The sequence below is a fragment of the Ruegeria sp. genome, assembly GCF_965243365.1.
In the GTDB taxonomy this organism is placed as follows: domain Bacteria; phylum Pseudomonadota; class Alphaproteobacteria; order Rhodobacterales; family Rhodobacteraceae; genus Ruegeria.
In genome coordinates, this window is record NZ_CBDEUW010000001.1 from 587,143 (window position 1) to 604,451 (window position 17,309).

14 protein-coding genes are annotated in these 17,309 nt (G+C 56.2%); 10 read left to right on the top strand and 4 right to left on the bottom strand.

The window, feature by feature from the left end:
* Positions 1-10: 10 nt before the first annotated feature.
* Positions 11-1,195, bottom strand: a complete 1,185-nt coding sequence (locus tag ACP0GE_RS02680) for a M24 family metallopeptidase (RefSeq protein ID WP_424830455.1) — start codon at positions 1,193-1,195, stop codon at positions 11-13.
* A gap of 84 nt (positions 1,196-1,279) precedes the next feature.
* Here ACP0GE_RS02680 and ACP0GE_RS02685 point away from each other — a divergent pair, with 84 nt between their 5' ends.
* The 8 genes from ACP0GE_RS02685 (at position 1,280) to ACP0GE_RS02720 (ending at position 10,549) form a co-directional block, all read left to right on the top strand.
* Positions 1,280-2,323, top strand: coding sequence for a pyridoxal-phosphate dependent enzyme (locus tag ACP0GE_RS02685; RefSeq protein ID WP_424830456.1), 1,044 nt, complete (start codon positions 1,280-1,282; stop codon positions 2,321-2,323).
* Positions 2,320-3,465, top strand: coding sequence for a M24 family metallopeptidase (locus ACP0GE_RS02690; RefSeq protein WP_424830457.1), 1,146 nt, complete (start codon positions 2,320-2,322; stop codon positions 3,463-3,465). The genes ACP0GE_RS02685 and ACP0GE_RS02690 overlap by 4 nt, the downstream gene beginning before the upstream one ends.
* A complete protein-coding gene (locus ACP0GE_RS02695) occupies positions 3,462-4,172 on the top strand; it encodes a maleate cis-trans isomerase family protein (RefSeq protein ID WP_424830458.1) in 711 nt (236 codons plus the stop codon). Before ACP0GE_RS02690 ends, ACP0GE_RS02695 begins: the two co-directional genes overlap by 4 nt.
* A 136-nt stretch (positions 4,173-4,308) precedes the next feature.
* Positions 4,309-5,409: an ABC transporter ATP-binding protein gene (locus ACP0GE_RS02700; RefSeq protein WP_424830459.1), complete on the top strand. Its 1,101-nt coding sequence runs from the start codon at positions 4,309-4,311 to the stop codon at positions 5,407-5,409.
* A gap of 103 nt (positions 5,410-5,512) precedes the next feature.
* Entirely contained in the window at positions 5,513-6,604 is a 1,092-nt protein-coding gene (locus ACP0GE_RS02705; RefSeq protein WP_424830460.1) for an extracellular solute-binding protein, read from the top strand.
* Between the two features lie 72 nt (positions 6,605-6,676).
* Positions 6,677-7,951, top strand: coding sequence for an ABC transporter permease (locus tag ACP0GE_RS02710; RefSeq protein WP_424830461.1), 1,275 nt, complete (start codon positions 6,677-6,679; stop codon positions 7,949-7,951).
* Positions 7,952-7,956: 5 nt separating this feature from the next.
* Positions 7,957-9,168: an ABC transporter permease gene (locus ACP0GE_RS02715; RefSeq protein ID WP_424830462.1), complete on the top strand. Its 1,212-nt coding sequence runs from the start codon at positions 7,957-7,959 to the stop codon at positions 9,166-9,168.
* 160 nt (positions 9,169-9,328) lie between these two features.
* Positions 9,329-10,549, top strand: a complete 1,221-nt coding sequence (locus tag ACP0GE_RS02720) for an aminopeptidase P family protein (RefSeq protein ID WP_424830463.1) — start codon at positions 9,329-9,331, stop codon at positions 10,547-10,549.
* A gap of 30 nt (positions 10,550-10,579) precedes the next feature.
* Here ACP0GE_RS02720 and speB read toward each other — a convergent pair whose 3' ends face one another.
* Together speB and ACP0GE_RS02730 are read right to left on the bottom strand one after the other, a co-directional pair.
* A complete protein-coding gene (gene speB, locus ACP0GE_RS02725) occupies positions 10,580-11,554 on the bottom strand; it encodes an agmatinase (RefSeq protein ID WP_424830464.1) in 975 nt (324 codons plus the stop codon).
* A gap of 119 nt (positions 11,555-11,673) precedes the next feature.
* A complete protein-coding gene (locus ACP0GE_RS02730) occupies positions 11,674-12,447 on the bottom strand; it encodes a pyrroline-5-carboxylate reductase family protein (protein WP_424830465.1) in 774 nt (257 codons plus the stop codon).
* A 128-nt stretch (positions 12,448-12,575) separates the two neighbouring features.
* Between ACP0GE_RS02730 and ACP0GE_RS02735 the strand changes: the two genes are divergently transcribed.
* Entirely contained in the window at positions 12,576-14,330 is a 1,755-nt protein-coding gene (locus ACP0GE_RS02735) for a cobalamin B12-binding domain-containing protein (RefSeq protein WP_424830466.1), read from the top strand.
* 21 nt (positions 14,331-14,351) lie between these two features.
* Here ACP0GE_RS02735 and ACP0GE_RS02740 read toward each other — a convergent pair whose 3' ends face one another.
* On the bottom strand, positions 14,352-15,449 hold the full coding sequence (locus ACP0GE_RS02740; protein ID WP_424830467.1) for a M24 family metallopeptidase: 1,098 nt from the start codon (positions 15,447-15,449) through the stop codon (positions 14,352-14,354).
* Between the two features lie 256 nt (positions 15,450-15,705).
* On the opposite strand from ACP0GE_RS02740, the gene ACP0GE_RS02745 reads away from it, so the two are divergent.
* Positions 15,706-17,307, top strand: coding sequence for a FumA C-terminus/TtdB family hydratase beta subunit (locus ACP0GE_RS02745; protein WP_424830468.1), 1,602 nt, complete (start codon positions 15,706-15,708; stop codon positions 17,305-17,307).
* Positions 17,308-17,309 lie beyond the last annotated feature (2 nt).

Sequence of the window (17,309 nt, forward strand, 5' to 3'; positions counted from 1 at the left end):
ACCGCCGCTCTTAAGATTTCACATACATTTCGCGTGGTCGCTTACAAAGGCACTCCGCCGGACCGCTGTCCTTGATGAGAATGGATTCAGTAATCGCAAGGCCCCAATCATCCATCCACAGGCCAGGCATAAAGTGAAAGGTCATCCCCGGTTCCAGGATCGTTTCGTCTTCATCCCTCAGAGAAATCGTGCGCTCACCCCAATCGGGAGGGTAGCTGAGGCCGATGGGATATCCGCACCGCGCGCCGCGTTCGATCCCCGCGCGCTCTAATGGTGCGGCCAGGGCAGCGGCAATATCCCTTGCGCGGTTTCCGGCTTTCGCCGCCTCCAAACCGGCCTCCAAACCTTCTACCAATGCGGCTTCGGCCCGTTTGACGCGGTCGGGCGGCTGACCCAGAAAGACTGACCGGCAGAAAGGGGCATGGTAACGACGATAGCAGCCAGACAATTCAAAGAATGTGCATTCGCCGGATTTGAACACATCACCGTTCCAGGTCAAATGCGGCGCAGCCGCGTCTGATCCCGAGGGCAAAAGCGGTACGATAGCCGCGTAATCTCCCCAGTCGTCACCAACACCGGCAATGGCATCGTGATAGATCTGCGCGACTAGCTCGTTCTTGCGCAACCCGGGGTGTACGCGTTCAAGAACACCATCGACGACATGTTCGGATATACGCGCTGCCTTGCGCATAAGGGCGATCTCTTCGTTGGATTTTACGGCCCGCTGCCAGTTCACAAGGGCGGTCGCATCGATCAGGGTTGCGTTGGGCAGCTCGGCTAACAGCGTCTGATGGGCTTTGGCCGAATAGTAATAATTGTCCAGTTCAACACCAACCCGGCTTTTCTCATGTCCAGATTCAGAAATCAGTCGGGCCAGATCCTGCATCGGATGGTGTATTGTCGACTGTACGAAATGATCCGCATAGCCGACGATGCGATCATCGCTCATCCACACGGTCCGCAGCGCACCATTCACATCCTGCCGCCGCCCCCACCATATAGGGTCCGCGTCAAGAAAGATCAGAGCGCCCTGATGAACATAAAATGACCAGCCTTCATAGCCGGTCAGCCACCCGATATTCGATGGATCTTCGACGAAAAGACAATCGATCCCCTTTGCAGACATCGCCTTGCGCGTCTTGGCAAGGCGGTGATCGTATTCCGCCTGACTAAAGGCTGGATCAGAATGCGCCATGGGTGCCTCCGTTCGACAACATACTTTGGTTGACAGAACTCTACCGATGGGCTCACGTCAATGAGCCAAAAATAAGGAGGGGGCATGCAGATCGTCATCAATCCGCATAGAGGAGGGCAAAAGCTTGCGCCAGCAGCCCCTTATCCGTCAACGGATGCGGCCCGCGTCGCAGCTCTGCTCTCCCAGTGTCCAGCCGCGGATGAGACTCGGCTTGTTGATGCCGGGCAGTTGGCCCCGTTGGCTCAACTCTGGGTCAAAGACGAACGCACGCGTATGAACCTTGGTTCGTTCAAGGCACTGGGGGCCGCATATGTTATTGCGCGCCACGCAGCCGAAACATCCGATAAGCCGAACCCGCAAACACTCGCAGGCTCAACATACGTGACCGCCAGCGCAGGGAATCATGGGATGAGCGTCGCGGCTGGGGCCAGGATGTTTGGTGCGAAGGCTGTTGTGTACATCGCCGAAACGGTTCCTGAAAGCTTTGCTGACCGCCTGCGAGGCCAGGATGCGGAAGTCGTGCGCAGCGGTGCCGACTACGCGGCCAGCATGGAGGCCGCAAGCAAAGCAGCCAGCGATAACGGATGGGTATTGCTGTCGGACAGCTCGTGGGAAGGATACTTTGAACTGCCGCGTACGCTGATGGAGGGGTACCTGCAAATGGCTGCCGAAATGGTTCAGCAATGCCCCGAAGTGCCGACCCATATTCTGTTGCAGGCCGGTGTTGGTGGCTTGGCCGGAGCGGTCGCTGCCTATGCGCGAAAGGCGTGGGGTGACGCACCGAGTATCATAGTGGTCGAACCCGAGGCAGCGCCCGCGCTGCAGGCCAGTATCAAGGCCGGAAAATGCGTTTTTGCAGACGGACCGGACAGCATTATGGGACGTTTGGACTGCAAAGAACCGTCTTTGATTGCGCTCAACGGGTTGGCCAGAGACGCAGATTTGTTTCTGACTTTGACCGACGAGGAAGCCTCTTCAAAGCTTGACGCGATGGCCAGGGCCGGGCTGGAAACCACGCCCTCGGGCGGCGCAGGTCTTGCAGCGGTGATGCATGACGGAGCGAGAGAAGCCATGGAGATCAACGAACACGCGCGCGTGTTGTGCGTCCTCTCTGAGATTGCGGAATGAGAGGTTTTCAGCCGTCTGAGTTCAGTGCGCGCACCCGGCGCGCGCAAGAGCTGATGGACGCTGCAGGTCTGTCCGCGCTGCTACTGACAACAGAAACGGATGTGCGTTACTTTACCGGATATCTCACCCGGTTCTGGGAAAGCCCGACGCGTCCCTGGTATCTGATTGTCCCCGCCACCGGAAAACCGGTGGCGGTGATCCCATCTATTGGGCAGGCGCTTATGGCGAAGACCTGGCTTGATGATATTCGAACCTGGACCTCGCCGGATTTGCAGGATGATGGCGTATCGCTGTTGGCAGATGCATTGATGGAATTGACCCCGGCTGACGGGCGGATTGCCGTGCCGGATGGTCACGAGACACATGTGCGGATGCCTTTGGCGGATATCGAGCGTTTGCGAGGCAAGCTTGGTGCGCGCGAGATAGCTAGTGATTTTGGAATTTTGCGCCAGTTGCGCATGGTCAAGTCCGAAGCTGAAATCGCCAAGATAGAAACCGCATGCCACATCGCGGGCAAAGCTTTTGCGCGCGTGCCCGAGATTGTTGGCGCTGGGATTCCTCTGGATGAAGTATTTCGCAAGTTCCAGATGCTCTGCCTGGAAGAGGGCGCAGATTGGGTCCCGTATCTTGCCGGCGGGGCAGAGCAGGGCGGTTACTCCGATGTGATTTCGCCTGCCTCTTCTGAACCCCTGGCAGTCGGGGATGTTCTGATGTTGGACACCGGATTGGTCTGGGACGGCTACTTTTCGGACTTTGATCGCAACTGGGCAATCGGTCCGGCGCGGTCTGATGTGAAATCCTCGTACGCCCGACTTATCGAAGCATCGGATGCCGCGTTTGAAATTGCGCGACCGGGCGCGACCGCAGCCGATCTGTTTTACGCCATGAACGCGGTGCTGACCAAAGACGCCGGCAGCACTGATGCAGGGCGGTTAGGGCATGGGTTGGGCATGTCCCTGACGGAATGGCCGTCACTCATCCCCACGGATGACACCGTTTTGCAACCCGGTATGGTTTTGACATTGGAACCCGGGATTGCGGTTGGAAATAAAATTCTGGTGCACGAAGAGAATATTGTAATCACAGAGGGTACCCCGCGCTTTATCAGCCCGCGCATTGGGCCGGAGATTATCGAGATATGACGCTTATCCCTTACACCCTTGACGAAGACGATCCACGGGTGTCTCCGATGGGTCTGATTGTACTGCAAACGGATGAAACGCTTGAGCCGGAATTCAGCTCTTATTTTGCGGATCGGAAATACCCGATTCACGTCACACGTATCCCAAGCGGGATCGAAGTGACGACTGATACGTTGGCTGAGATGGAGAAAGCCCTGCCTGCTGCCGCAGATCTGCTGCCCAAGGCGCGGCCCTACAGGGTGGTCGGCTATGGGTGCACTTCAGCCAGTTCGGTAATCGGGTCAGATCGCGTGGCCCAGATGGTCAAGCGGACCTGCAACGCGGCCGAGGTTACAAACCCTTTGCGCGCCGCTGTGGCATGTGCAGCGAATCAAGGCGTTTCGAAATTCGCACTCATTTCACCATATATTGAAGATGTTAATACGCCACTGCGGCAGGCTTTTGCTGAAAACGGAATATCGACTGAGGTCTTTGGCACATTCGGAGAATCAGAGGAAGCCAAGGTTGTGCGAATCTCTAAAGCGTCGGTTGTCGATGCAGCTATTCATCTTGGCTTAAATCCTTCCGTAGACGCAGTTTTTCTGAGCTGTACAAACCTGCGCACGCTTGAGGCGATACCCGAGATTCAAGCACGTATTAACAAGCCAGTATTGTCCAGCAACCAAAGTCTCGCTTGGCACATGCGATCCCTTAATGAAGCCCATTAAATTGTCAATTCGAGACCTCGGGCACAAAAAAACACATTCGTTGTTGCAATACCTGCGCGCCTTGGTCTTAACTCGGGCTTACAGATCAATGAAATCCGGTAAGATCGGATAATCATTTGACGCAACAGGGGGTCTTGTGGCCGATACAAAAAACGACGCCGCGTTTGTCGAATTTCAACGCGTTCAAAAGTCTTATGATGGCGAAAATCTCGTTGTTAAAGACCTCAATCTGGCAATGCCCAAGGGTGAATTCCTGACGATGCTTGGGCCGTCAGGGTCGGGTAAAACAACCTGTCTGATGATGCTTGCCGGGTTTGAAACCGCAACTCATGGTGAAATCCTGCTTGATGGGAAGCCCATCAACAATATTCCTCCACATAAACGCGGAATTGGCATGGTCTTTCAGAACTATGCCCTTTTCCCGCATATGACGGTGGCCGAAAACCTCTCGTTCCCATTGGAAGTCCGTAAATTGGGCAAGTCGGAACGGGAAGAAAAGGTCAAGCGTGCGCTGGATATGGTCCAGATGGGTGCCTTCGGCGGACGTCGACCCGCTCAGCTGTCCGGTGGACAGCAACAGCGGATCGCGCTGGCCCGTGCGCTGGTATTCGAACCTGAACTGGTTCTGATGGACGAACCGTTAGGCGCGTTGGACAAGCAGCTGCGCGAGCATATGCAGTTCGAAATCACCCGCCTTGCACACGAGCTTGGTATCACAACGGTTTATGTGACCCACGACCAGACCGAAGCGCTGACCATGTCGGATCGCGTTGCCGTATTCGACGATGGTCGCATTCAACAGCTTGCACCCCCTGATCAGCTCTACGAAGAGCCGGAAAACAGCTTCGTTGCGCAATTCATTGGCGAAAACAACACGCTGGAAGGAGTCGTTAAGTCGATTGACGGAGATACATGCCTGATCCAGTTGGATGACGGTTCTGAAATCGATGCGGTTCCGATCAATGTGCATAACCCGGGCGAAAGAACCAAAGTGTCGATTCGACCTGAACGGGTGGAATTCAACAAAGACCGCCTTCATGCTGACGCACACACCCTGAAAGCAACTGTAAAAGAGTTCATTTACATGGGTGATGTGTTCCGGTTCCGCATGTCGGTGGCAGGCAATGACGAGTTCATTGTCAAAACCCGGAATGCGCCAGATGCCGTTCGACTGACCCCCGGTCAGGAAATCGAAATCGGCTGGCTGGCCCAGGATTGTCGTGCGCTTGACGCATAGATCAGACGGCGCGGAACAAGCGCGGCTGAACTGAGGGACTGGCTGATGAGTGCCCGTGCATCAGCCAACCACACACACAAACGGGATGAACTGGGAGCAACACATGAAAACAACCAAAACCTTACTGACGGCAGCGGCACTCGCCACGGCTGCGGGTGGCGTTTCTGCCGAGGAAATGACTATCGTTTCCTGGGGTGGCGCTTATTCGAAGTCACAACTGAAAGCGTATCACGAGCCCTATTCCGAAAAGACCGGCGTCACCATTCTGAACGACGACAGCTCGGCCGAGGCCGTCGCCAAGCTGCGCGCCATGAACGAAGCTGGCAATATCACATGGGACGTTGTTGACGTTGTAGCGGCTGACGCGATCCGTCTGTGCGACGAAGGTCTGGCGCTGGAAATCGATCCGGACACAATGCTGGCCCCGGCACCGGATGGCACATCCGCGGCTGATGACTTTGGCGACCTTCTGGTAAGCGACTGTTTTATCCCGCAGATCGTTTACTCCACCACAGTCGGCTACCGCACTGACCTGGTAGGGGACAACCCACCAACAGAGATCTGTGCGATCTTCGATCTGGAAACCTATCCCGGCAAGCGTTCGCTTGAAAAACGCCCGATCAACAATATGGAATGGGCGCTGCTGTGTGACGGTGTTGCCAAGGACGACGTCTATGACGTTCTTGCAACCGAAGAAGGGCAAAACCAGGCTCTGGCCAAGCTGGGTACCATCAAAGACAATGTTGTCTGGTGGTCCGCTGGCGCTGACACGCCGCAGCTTCTGGCAGATGGAGAAGTCGTCATGGGCTCGACCTATAACGGCCGCCTGTTCAGCGTGATCGAAGAACAGAACCAGCCCGTCGGGATGCTTTGGGACGCGCAGGTGTTTGACCTTGACGGCTGGATCATTCCCGCGGGCCTGAGCGAAGAGCGCCAGAAGCGTGCGTTGGATTACATCTACTTCGCCACTGACACCCAGCGTCTGGCGGATCAGGCCAAGTGGATCTCTTATGGTCCGGCGCGTGCGTCTTCGGCTCCGCTGGTCGGTCAGCACGCTGACCTGGGCATCGATATGGCACCCCACATGCCGACAGATCCGGAAAACGCCAAGAATACGTTCCTGTATAACTACGAGTTCTGGGCCGATTACCGTGACGACATCGACGCCAAATTCCAGGCGTGGCTGGCGCAGTAAGCTGCTTCTGAATTGATAACACTGTCAGGGGCGGTGCGCCGCCCCTGATCCAAGACAAGCCAAGGGGCAACAATGACTGACGCAAGCCAAAACGCGGGGCCGATGCTGGCGGCGGACGGAACACCGCTCAAGCAATCACTGGCTCGTTCTCTACGACGGCAAAAACTACGCGCGCTGTTGTTGGTAGCCCCACTTCTTTTGTTTGTCCTGTTTTCATTCATCATTCCGATTGCATCGATGTTGTTCCGGTCGGTTGAGAACAGCATTGTCGCTGACACGTTGCCTATGACGGTGGAAGCGCTGAACAATTGGGACGAACAATCTGACGAGCTACCGGGCGAGGACGTGTATGACGCCTTTGTCCGCGATATGATCGTTGCGATTGACAATAAAGAGCATACAAGGCTCGGATCGCGTTTGAACTACGAAGAAACCGGCATGTCTTCGATGTTCCGCAGGTCTGGACGGCAGATCAACAAACTGGATCCCGAAACGGACGGGCCGTTCAAGGATCAACTGATCGAAATTCATGACGGCTGGGGGGATCCGCAAACCTGGCGAGTCATCAAAACTCATTCGCCCGCCATTACCAACGGCTATTTCCTGAACGCTGTGGACATGCGGCGTACGCCGGAAGGTGCGCAGGCCCAGCCTGAAGACAAGCAAATCCTAATCAAGCTGTTTGGCCGCACGCTGTTCATGTCTCTTGTGATCACTGGGGCCTGCATTCTGTTGGCCTATCCGGTCAGTTACCTATTGGCGACACTGCCAATGCGGGTCTCGAACTTGCTGATGATCCTTGTGCTTTTGCCCTTCTGGACATCATTGCTGGTGCGAACATCCGCCTGGAAGGTTATGCTGCAACAACAGGGGGTGATCAACGATACGCTGGTCTGGCTGGGGCTGGTGGCGGATGATGCCCGATTGATCATCATCAACAATCAGATCGGCACGATTGTGGCGATGACGCATATCCTGCTGCCGTTTATGATCTTGCCGATGTATTCGGTGATGCAGACCATCCCGCATTCTTATACCCGCGCGGCAAAGTCTATGGGTGCAACCAACTGGACGACCTTCTGGCGCATCTATTTCCCGCAGTCCATTCCGGGTATCGGTGCGGGCTCGATCCTCGTCTTCATTCTGGCAATCGGCTACTACATCACGCCCGAGATTGTGGGCGGCACCAAAGGTGTGTTCATCTCAAACCGGATTGCCTATCACATCTCGTCCTCTCTGAACTGGGGGCTGGCCGCGGCATTGGGGACGATCCTTCTGGGCGTCGTGCTGCTGCTCTACTGGGTCTACGACAAGATCGTAGGCATCGATAACGTGAAGCTGGGATAATCGACATGGCCGCACTAACTCCGATATCCCGCAAACCTCTGTCCATGGTCCTGCCCAGCGTAGCGCTGGCAGGGGCCTTTGCCGGTATCTTTGTCGGCGCAGGCAACGGGTCGATCTTTCTTGGCATCATTGCCGGGGCTGCTCTGATCGTTGCCCTTGCCTGGGCCTACATCACGCTCGTCAAGAACGAGAAATTGGCCCGCTGGATCAACATCCTGGGCTTCGGTATTGTCGGCTTTCTGGTCGCTGGCCCTATGGGGGGCGTTCTCGGCCTGTTAGGCGGATGGTTCTTCGTTTGGTTCATCTACTGGCTTTACGAGGGACGATATCGCCAGAGACTGCTGCCGTATCTGACCCCGAAACAGGTGTTCTATCACTATCTGTTTCGGGTGATCTGCGGTGCAATCTTTGTGTTTCTGATCACGCCGATCTTGGTGGTTCTGCCACTGTCCTTCAACGCGCAGGACTTCTTTACCTTCACACCCGAAATGCTGCGGCTTGATCCTGAAGGCTACTCACTGAAGCATTACCGCGACTTTTTCACCAACAATGAATGGCAGCGAAGCTTCAAGAACTCGCTGATCATTGCGCCGATTGCGACGGTCATCTCGGTCTCGCTGGGAACGCTCGCCGCCATCGGTCTTAGCCAGTCACACGTGCCGGGGCGCCGGGCGATTATGGGTATCCTGATTTCCCCGATGATCGTGCCGCTGATCATTTCGGCGACAGGTATGTTCTTTTTCTACAGCGATATTGGCCGATTCCTTGAGGGCACGCTGGGCATGAACAAAAACTTTGTGGGGTATTTGAAGGTTGTTCTGGCGCATGCAGTTCTGGGTATTCCCTTTGTTATCATCACTGTGACTGCGACTCTGGTCGGTTTCGACCGATCCCTGACGCGCGCTGCTGCGAACATGGGTGCAGGGCCGGTTCGTACGTTCTTCAAGATCCAGATGCCGCTGATTCTGCCGGGCGTAATCTCGGGCGGCTTGTTCGCGTTCATTACTTCTTTCGACGAAGTCGTCGTAGTGTTGTTTGTCGGCTCTGCCAGCCAGAAAACGCTGCCATGGCAGATGTTCACCGGTCTGCGCGAGCAGATCAGCCCGACCATTCTGGCGGTTGCCACGATCCTTGTGGTTCTGTCGATTGCGCTGCTTACGACGGTCGAACTGTTGCGCCGCCGGTCCGAGCGTTTGCGGGGTCTTTCCCCCGCTTGACGCAGGCCCGGCTCTGATCTAACGATCTACCCGATCATCCCAGCCGCGATGGCGTCGCGGACGCACTGGGATATCGGCTCTCGGACCCCGAGACCGCCTGTCCTGAACGCCGGGACATGTGGCCGGGGATTGCTTGCCCGGCAAAGATGAGAGACCAAAGATGACAGATATATCGAACCGCCCCGAATTCTTTACCTGCCACAACGGCGACAAAGCGCCATTGCCGTTCAGCAAATCCGAATATGATCGCCGCCTTGCCACTTTGCGCGCAATCATGGCCAAGCATGACATCCCTGCGGTGCTGCTGACCTCGATGCAAAACATCGCCTATTACTCGGGCTTTCTGTATTGCTCCTTCGGTCGGCCCTATGGCTGCGTTGTGACGCAAGATGCCTGCACCACCGTTTCGGCCAACATCGATGCCGGTCAACCGTGGCGACGCTCGGTCGAGGATAACGTCATCTACACCGACTGGAAGCGGGACAACTACTGGCGCGCCGTGGCCAGCCTGATTGGTGGGGCCAAACGTATCGGTATCGAAGGCGACCATATGACCTTGGCTGCACGCAATACCGCGCTGGACATGCTGGGTGGGCCAGAGCTGGTCGATATCGCCCCTGACACGATGTTCGCCCGCATGGTGAAATCCGCCGAGGAGATCGAACTGATCAAAGGCGGTGCCCGCACAGCAGATGTTGGTGGTGCAGCCATCCACGCCGCTATCCGCGAAGGTGCAACCGAGATCGAGATCGCAATGGCCGGTCGCGACGCAATGGAAGTGGAAATCGCGCGCGCCTATCCGGACTCCGAAATTCGCGACACATGGGTCTGGTTCCAGTCAGCGCTCAACACCGATGGCGCGCACAACCCGGTCACCAAACGCGCGCTGAAAAAGGGCGATATCCTGTCGCTGAACACCTTCCCGATGATCTCGGGCTATTACACGGCTCTGGAACGCACCCTGTTCCTCGGCGAGCCCGACGCCGACAGTCTGCGCCTGTGGAAGGCCAACGTTGCGGCGCATGAGCTGGGCCTGAGCCTGATCAAACCCGGCGCGACCTGCTCGGGCATCACGGCTGAGATCAACCGGTTCTTCGCGGATGAGGGCCTGCTGCAATACCGCTCGTTCGGTTATGGCCACTCCTTCGGTATCCTCAGCCACTACTATGGGCGCGAGGCTGGTCTGGAACTGCGCGAGGATATCGATACGGTTCTGGAGCCCGGCATGGTCGTTTCGATCGAGCCGATGCTGTGGATCCCCGAAGGTCAGCCCGGCGCGGGCGGTTATCGCGAGCACGATATCCTTGTGGTTGGCGAAGACGGGGCCGAGAACATCACCGGCTTCCCATACGGGCCGGGTCACAACATTATCGACGCGTGAGTGGAGGGGGAGCGTTTGCTCCCCTTTTCATTATTTGCGGCCGGCGCGGGCGTGAAAAATGAACCCGAGGAAATTCAGCAAAAGCTGCGCTGCCAGAATCTGCGTACTTTCCGTCGGGTCATAGGCTGGTGCTACTTCGACCAGATCGATTCCGACGACATTGCCCCGATTGGCAAGGCCCTGCAGGATTTCCAGAACATCATAGTAAAGGAACCCTCCATGGCTTGGGGTCCCGGTACCCGCCGCGATGGAAGGGCAGAACGCATCGATATCAATCGTCACGTAGTAACGGGCACCTTCTGGAATACGGTCCAGCACCCCCTCGGTTCCGAGTTTCCGAACCTGACGAACTGACAGGATGTCGGATCCTCTTGCCCGGGCATCTTCGTATCCCTCTTTCGCTGTCGAAGACACGTTTCGAATACCCAGTTGCGTCATCCCCGAGACATAGTCTTTCTCGATTGCGCGCCGCATGGGGTTGCCATGCCCATTGGTGACCCCATGCCGCTCATCTACAAAATCCAGATGCGCATCAATCTGGATGACATGGATAGGGCCGTTCTTTGCGCAATCATCCTCGAAGGCCGAAATGCAGGGAATATTGATCGAGTGATCGCCGCCGATGACCAGCGGCAAGGCGCCCGCTTTCAATATCTTGCGGACGCCGAGCGCAATATTGTCGTGGCTGGCCTCGGTCTTTGTATGGATGATGTCCGCATCGCCCAAATCCGCGATGCGGACGGAACTATCAAGATAGGTTGCGTCGTCTTCGTGGTCATAGGCACCCGCGTGCCCAAAGCTGAACAATGTCGACGCCTCGCGCACGGCACGGGGGCCGAACCTGGCCCCGGCGCGCCACTGCGTACCGAAATCAAACGGTGCGCCAAGGACACAAACATCCGCATCGATATTATCCCAATTCTCGACATACGGAGATTTCCCAAAGGTCGAGATTCCGACGAACGGCAGGTTCAATCTGCCTGATGCGTATCCATGGTCCTGCACTTTTGATCCTTTCGCTGACACTTTCGCCTTAGGGGCATGTGAACATCAGAAAGCGCCGCATTGGAACAGGATTCTTCGTTTTTTCGTGCTACGTGTTCCGAGGCCAAGAGGAGTTCCGCTTAATCCTCTTTTGAACCCAACCCGCCCCGAAGCCTGTCGATCACCACGTCGCACGCCTCAACCCATGCCGTTTGAAAGTGTTTTTGGGTCAGGTGATTGAGGCCAGCCTCTGTAATGCCGTTCGGGGTCAACAAAGCGTCAAGTATTTCGGACATTGAGCCGTCAATTTCACTTTGCATCCGCCCAGAGGCGACAAAGGTCTGGGCCACCAGCTGACGCGCCGCAGTCGGGTCAAGGCCCTGGTTTGCGCTCCATTCGACACCAACCCGGATGAGTTCTTGCGCCCAACCATAAATGGCGGCGCTAACTGTCGCGGCTTCAAACTGATCTTCGCCGCTGAGAGGGATAGCTTGCCCGATGGCATTAAGAAAATCACTTACTTCCGGTCGGGCGGGATAAACAACCGTTGGGCTTGCTCCAAGTTCTGAAGCCGTGATTGGCATGATACGAACAACCTTTGCCGGAGCAACCAGACCTGCCAACTGATCAATGCCGACACCCGCACAGGCGGACATAACAACCTGCCCATCACGCCAGGGGAGGCCTGTAGCAACAGCAACCGCATCTGCAGGGCGGACAGAAAGCAGGATCAGATCATTGTTCTGGACAAGTTCTTCGTTCCCGCTGGCCAGTTCGAACCCATGCGTTTGGGCCAGCTCCGGGCCGTGTCCACGCGGCGAAAGACAGATTTCGGATGGTTCAACCCCTGCTCGAAGAAGCCCCTTCAGGATTGATCCGGCGAGATGCCCAACCCCGATGATACCAAGTTTCATGATCGCACCTCCGGCAAAGTCGGATGTTATCGCATCAGACCTTGCCGGATATCACCACATTGTTAGGGTTTGGGACAGAATAATCTAGCAGATGTCGGGCTGTACGGGACCGGGACAGGAGTTGTGGATTGCGAACACTAAAACCGGGTGTGCCCCTCATTGCATCCGAAATGCGTCCGGGGACTGATCTTCTGGCGGAAGGACGCAGTTTGGCGCGTATCTGGACTTTGGGGTCCAACCTTTTTCTGACCGAGAAAAACGTTGGCAGCGAAGCCGAATACAAACGGCGCCAAGCCGCCAAGGGGCGCGTCATGCAACACGCCCATATCGGTTTCCGTAGTATACACAAAACCGTAGACACGATGGGCTACCTGTTTGACACAGCACAAAGCCAGGGTGTCCTGATCGATCGCTTCGGTATCACACTCGACTGGTCCATGGGCTATCCGCCCGACCGGCGCGGCGATGCAGGGCGCGGGACGGGGATCGTTTTGGAAGGGCCGGATGACTTCCACCGCCTCACGAATGCCAGCCCTGCAGCGACCCATTTTGGTGACTTCATGCTCGGCCTGCCGGGCGCCTTGCACAATGTGCAATCAGCGTTGGCCGCTGGTGCGACGACCATCGGTAATCTTGGGCAGTATTTTACATTCCGATTGCCTTATTGGGAGGATGACGTCGCCACAACCGAGGCGACCGTTACGGCACTGGGCCTGATTGCGACACAAGATGACGAGGTTCTGGTTCATTCCAATTTGGACGATGGGTTTGCGGGCTTGTTCCTTGATATGACAAGTGCATTTGGCATGATGCTGATCGAGAGGCATATTATCGAAGACCTGATTGGTGCCCGGGCTTCGTTCTGTTTTGGGCATCATTTCTCATCACCCCTCAGGCGCGCAGCCTTCCATGCAGCCCTGGCGCGCGAGGTGGACACACCCGGGACCATGCTTTTTGGCAATACGGTCGCCTATCGCGGTCTGCCAGCGGCAAACTATGCCAGCCTTGCAAGCTATCTTTTGACGGATATCTGTTCGCTGAAGACACGGCACACAGGCCACGCAATCAATCCGGTCCCTGTGACGGAAAATCAACGCACACCTGACACGGATGAAATCCTTGATGCGCAATGCTTTGCGGCCCGGCTTGTGGAACATGCAGACGAGCATCAGGGGGTGATTGACCGCACCGCCATTGAGGCCATCGCGGACAGGTTGGTCAGCGGTGGGCGCAGATTTGCACGTGCTGCGCTTGACGGGCTGCAGGACTCTGGTGTGGACATCTCGGACCCTGCGGCCTTGATGCTTGCAATTCGCAGGCTTGGGGCGCGGCAAATCGAGATCCTTTGGGGTGTGCAGCCATCAGATGATCCGGCTCGCGCCGCTCAGGTTCCTGCAGACTGGGCGGAAGAGCTGGAGGAGATGGCGCAGGCATGGCTTGATGGCCTGCCGCCGCCAGATCAGAACTTCGGTGGTCTGAAGGTCGCGATTGGCACAACCGATGTCCACGAGCATGGCGCCTTGCTGGTGAACCGGGTACTCGAAGGCATGAACATCGAGGTCGTGAATGCGGGTGTTTCCATCGACGCCGAGGACATGGTTGCGTTCAGCCAACAGGAACAGGCCGATGTAATTGCCATCAGCACTTATAACGGGATCGCCCTGAGTTACGCCGAGACTATCCTGGCACGGTTGAGGCAGGAAGATTTGAAGATTCCTGTTCTGATCGGGGGCAAATTGAATCAGATCCGCGAGAATTCTAACGCGCAACTGCCGACGGATGTCAGCAAGGAACTTGAAAGCATCGGAGTGCATCCATGTGCCGATCTCGATGCCATGCTCGACGTGTTAAGGGCTTATAGAAGCCGCAATCTGCCTGGTTGAGGGTTGTCATCTGTCACAGTTTCACCCCCGAACAATCATCTCTCTGGATAGGGAAGAAAGAATCTCTGGCCCGTCTTCCCTAAGAATAACAATTTCCTCCAGCCGGATTCCGAACTGGCCCAGCAGATAAATTCCGGGCTCGATGGAGAACACATTGCCCGGCTGAAGAACAACATCTGATCCGGATACGATGTCGGGTTTTTCATGCAGGTCCAACCCCAACCCGTGCCCGGTGCGTGCAAGAAAGGTTTCCCCATAACCGGCGGCGTTGATGATATCACGGGCCGCTGCATCGACGGCACCGGAGGTCGCGCCCGGCTTTGCCGCCGCCAGTGCAGCCGAAATGGCTTGCTCGACGATGTCGAATATTTCGATGTAGTGCTCTGACGGAGTGCCGAACCAACCGCAGCGCGTATTGTCAGCCGGATAGCTCATATAGCGGCACCCGCAATCGATCTGAACTGCCATGTCTCGGGTCAGCTGCGTCTGGCCTGTGTGGTGATGCGCAAAGGCTCCATTGGCGCCGAACGCCACATTAATAAATTCGATCTGCGCATCATGTTCAGCGTAAGTGGCTGCGATCCCGTCAGCAACATCCTGTTCGGTCATACCCTCTTGCAGGCCGTCAAATGCGCGGGTTAGTGCGATGTCGTTGATCCGGTGGGTTTCCTTTAACGCTGTGTACTCCGAGGTATCTTTTACCTTTCGCAAGGCACCAATCGTTTCCTGCATGAAGCTATGGGTCGGGTCTGAGAGTTTACTGAGCAGCAAAAAAGAAAAATCCGAACGCATCATTTCATCCAGCGCGACATGCGGCGATGAGGGAAGAGATAGCCGTTCCAGGATCGTTTCCAAGGCGCCATGCGGACCCTGCGCATCAGTCCAGGTGGTGAAGGGTAGGTCGGTGTGCTGCCGATTGCTGTCAGCGTTCAGCGCCGGCATCAGAAATTCGGCGTGTTTCGGTGTAACAAGCAACATCACCGGTCTTTCATCCCCATGAGGATTAAGCCCGGTCAGCCACATCAAATGACTGGTAGGGCCCACGGCAACCAGGTCCGTATTGCTGTCTTTCATCTTTTTACGCAAATCTGAAAGTCGTGTGCTGTATAGGCTCGTCATTTGAAGGCGGTCTCCGCAAAAGGGGTTGATGCGGGGCCACCAAACAGAGGCCAGACGTCCCACGCAAGTGGTTTTGTATTTTGTATCCAATTTTTCATGCTACCGCTTTGATCCCCAGCAAGAGCACTGTCCATCAGCAGACAGGCTCTCAAGGGATTACCGCCGCATCCACATAACGAATAAGGTAAAGTTTATTAATGCCGGCAAAAGATAAGTGCCATTGATTATACGCCGATTTCAAGCTACAGGGTCAAACATGGCCCAAATCACAATAACACACGGCAACACCAATTACCGACTTCTGAGCAAGGACGGCATTGAGTCGGTCTCGTACGACGGTGAAACGTTCCTGCGGGTTTCTTCGGACGCCGTACGCTCCCTGACGACCACGGCATTCTCGGACGTTTCGCATTTGTTGCGCCCCGGCCATCTTGGTCAGCTCCGCGACATTCTCGATGATGACGAGGCTTCGGCAAATGATCGGTATGTCGCGCTGGAGTTGCTTAAGAACGCGGTCATTTCGGCCGAGCGCAAGTTTCCCAGTTGTCAGGATACAGGCACTGCCATCATTCACGGGAAAAAGGGGCAAAACGTGCTGGTGCAAGGGGATCTGCACGACGCCGTCAGCGCAGGAGTTCTGGACACCTGGCAATCCTGCAATCTGCGGTTCTCACAAATGGCCCCTTTGACGATGTTCGAGGAAAAGAACACCGGAACCAATCTGCCCGCGCAGATCGACATCGAAGCGCGCAGCGGTGACGTGCTGGAATTTCTTTTCATGGCAAAGGGCGGTGGGTCAGCAAACAAAACGTTTCTGTTCCAGGAAACACGCCGCTTGCTGGAGCCTGAGAGGATTCTGGCGTTTTTCGACGAAAAGATCAGAACGCTGGGAACCACGGCGTGCCCTCCGTACCATTTGGCAATTGTGGTCGGCGGCTTATCGGCAGAGCAATGTCTGAAAACGGTCAAGCAGGCATCGGCCCGTGAACTGGATCATTTACCCACCACTGGCAGCACCGATGGTCGCGCCTTCCGGGACGTTGAGCTTGAAGCGCAGATATTGGAGCTGACTCGCAACATGTCGCTTGGGGCCCAGTTCGGCGGCAAATATTTCTGTCACGACGTGCGCGTGATCCGTCTGCCGCGCCACGGCGGCAGTTTGCCGGTTGGAATGGGGGTCAGCTGTTCAGCGGACCGTCAGATCAAGGGGCGTATCGATCACGATGGTATCTGGTTGGAAAATCTGGAACACGATCCCGCGAAGTTCCTGCCGAAAGTTGAGTTCGACGAACAGACCGCGACACGGATCAATCTGGATCAGCCGATGGATGACATCTGCGCGGCCCTGTCTGAACTGCCCGTATCCAGCCCCGTTTTGCTGTCCGGCACGATGATCGTCGCGCGCGATTTGGTGCATGCCGAACTTGGTCGCAGGGTCAGTGAGGGCAAGGAATTGCCGGACTACATTCGGGACCATCCGATTTACTATGCAGGCCCGGCTAAGACACCTGACGGGCATGCCTCTGGTTCGTTTGGTCCGACGACTGCGGCGCGGATGGACCCTTATGTGCCGGAACTCCAGGCGCTTGGGGCGTCACGTGTGATGATCGCCAAGGGCAATCGCGCCGCCTCGGTGGTGCAAAGCTGCCAGAAACACAAAGGATTCTTCCTTGGTTCGGTTGGCGGTGCCGCGGCCGTGCTTGGGCGGGATGTCATCAAGAGCATCGAGACACTGGATTTCCCGGAATTCGGGATGGAGGCGGTGTTTCGCATAAAAGTCGTGGATTTTCCGGCGTTTGTGATTATTGACGACAAAGGGGGCGATTTCTTTACGCGCAAACCTGCATTCCAACCTTAGGA

What these genes read in the sequence shown, in the direction of transcription:
- ACP0GE_RS02690 (WP_424830457.1), top strand. Translation starts at nt 2,320, where the DNA reads ATGAGAGGTTTTCAGCCGTCTGAGTTCAGTGCGCGCACCCGGCGCGCG.
- ACP0GE_RS02680 (WP_424830455.1), bottom strand. Translation starts at nt 1,195, where the DNA reads ATGGCGCATTCTGATCCAGCCTTTAGTCAGGCGGAATACGATCACCGC.
- ACP0GE_RS02740 (WP_424830467.1), bottom strand. Translation starts at nt 15,449, where the DNA reads ATGACGAGCCTATACAGCACACGACTTTCAGATTTGCGTAAAAAGATG.
- ACP0GE_RS02745 (WP_424830468.1), top strand. Translation starts at nt 15,706, where the DNA reads ATGGCCCAAATCACAATAACACACGGCAACACCAATTACCGACTTCTG.
- ACP0GE_RS02715 (WP_424830462.1), top strand. Translation starts at nt 7,957, where the DNA reads ATGGCCGCACTAACTCCGATATCCCGCAAACCTCTGTCCATGGTCCTG.
- ACP0GE_RS02695 (WP_424830458.1), top strand. Translation starts at nt 3,462, where the DNA reads ATGACGCTTATCCCTTACACCCTTGACGAAGACGATCCACGGGTGTCT.
- ACP0GE_RS02705 (WP_424830460.1), top strand. Translation starts at nt 5,513, where the DNA reads ATGAAAACAACCAAAACCTTACTGACGGCAGCGGCACTCGCCACGGCT.
- ACP0GE_RS02710 (WP_424830461.1), top strand. Translation starts at nt 6,677, where the DNA reads ATGACTGACGCAAGCCAAAACGCGGGGCCGATGCTGGCGGCGGACGGA.
- ACP0GE_RS02730 (WP_424830465.1), bottom strand. Translation starts at nt 12,447, where the DNA reads ATGAAACTTGGTATCATCGGGGTTGGGCATCTCGCCGGATCAATCCTG.
- ACP0GE_RS02720 (WP_424830463.1), top strand. Translation starts at nt 9,329, where the DNA reads ATGACAGATATATCGAACCGCCCCGAATTCTTTACCTGCCACAACGGC.
- ACP0GE_RS02685 (WP_424830456.1), top strand. Translation starts at nt 1,280, where the DNA reads ATGCAGATCGTCATCAATCCGCATAGAGGAGGGCAAAAGCTTGCGCCA.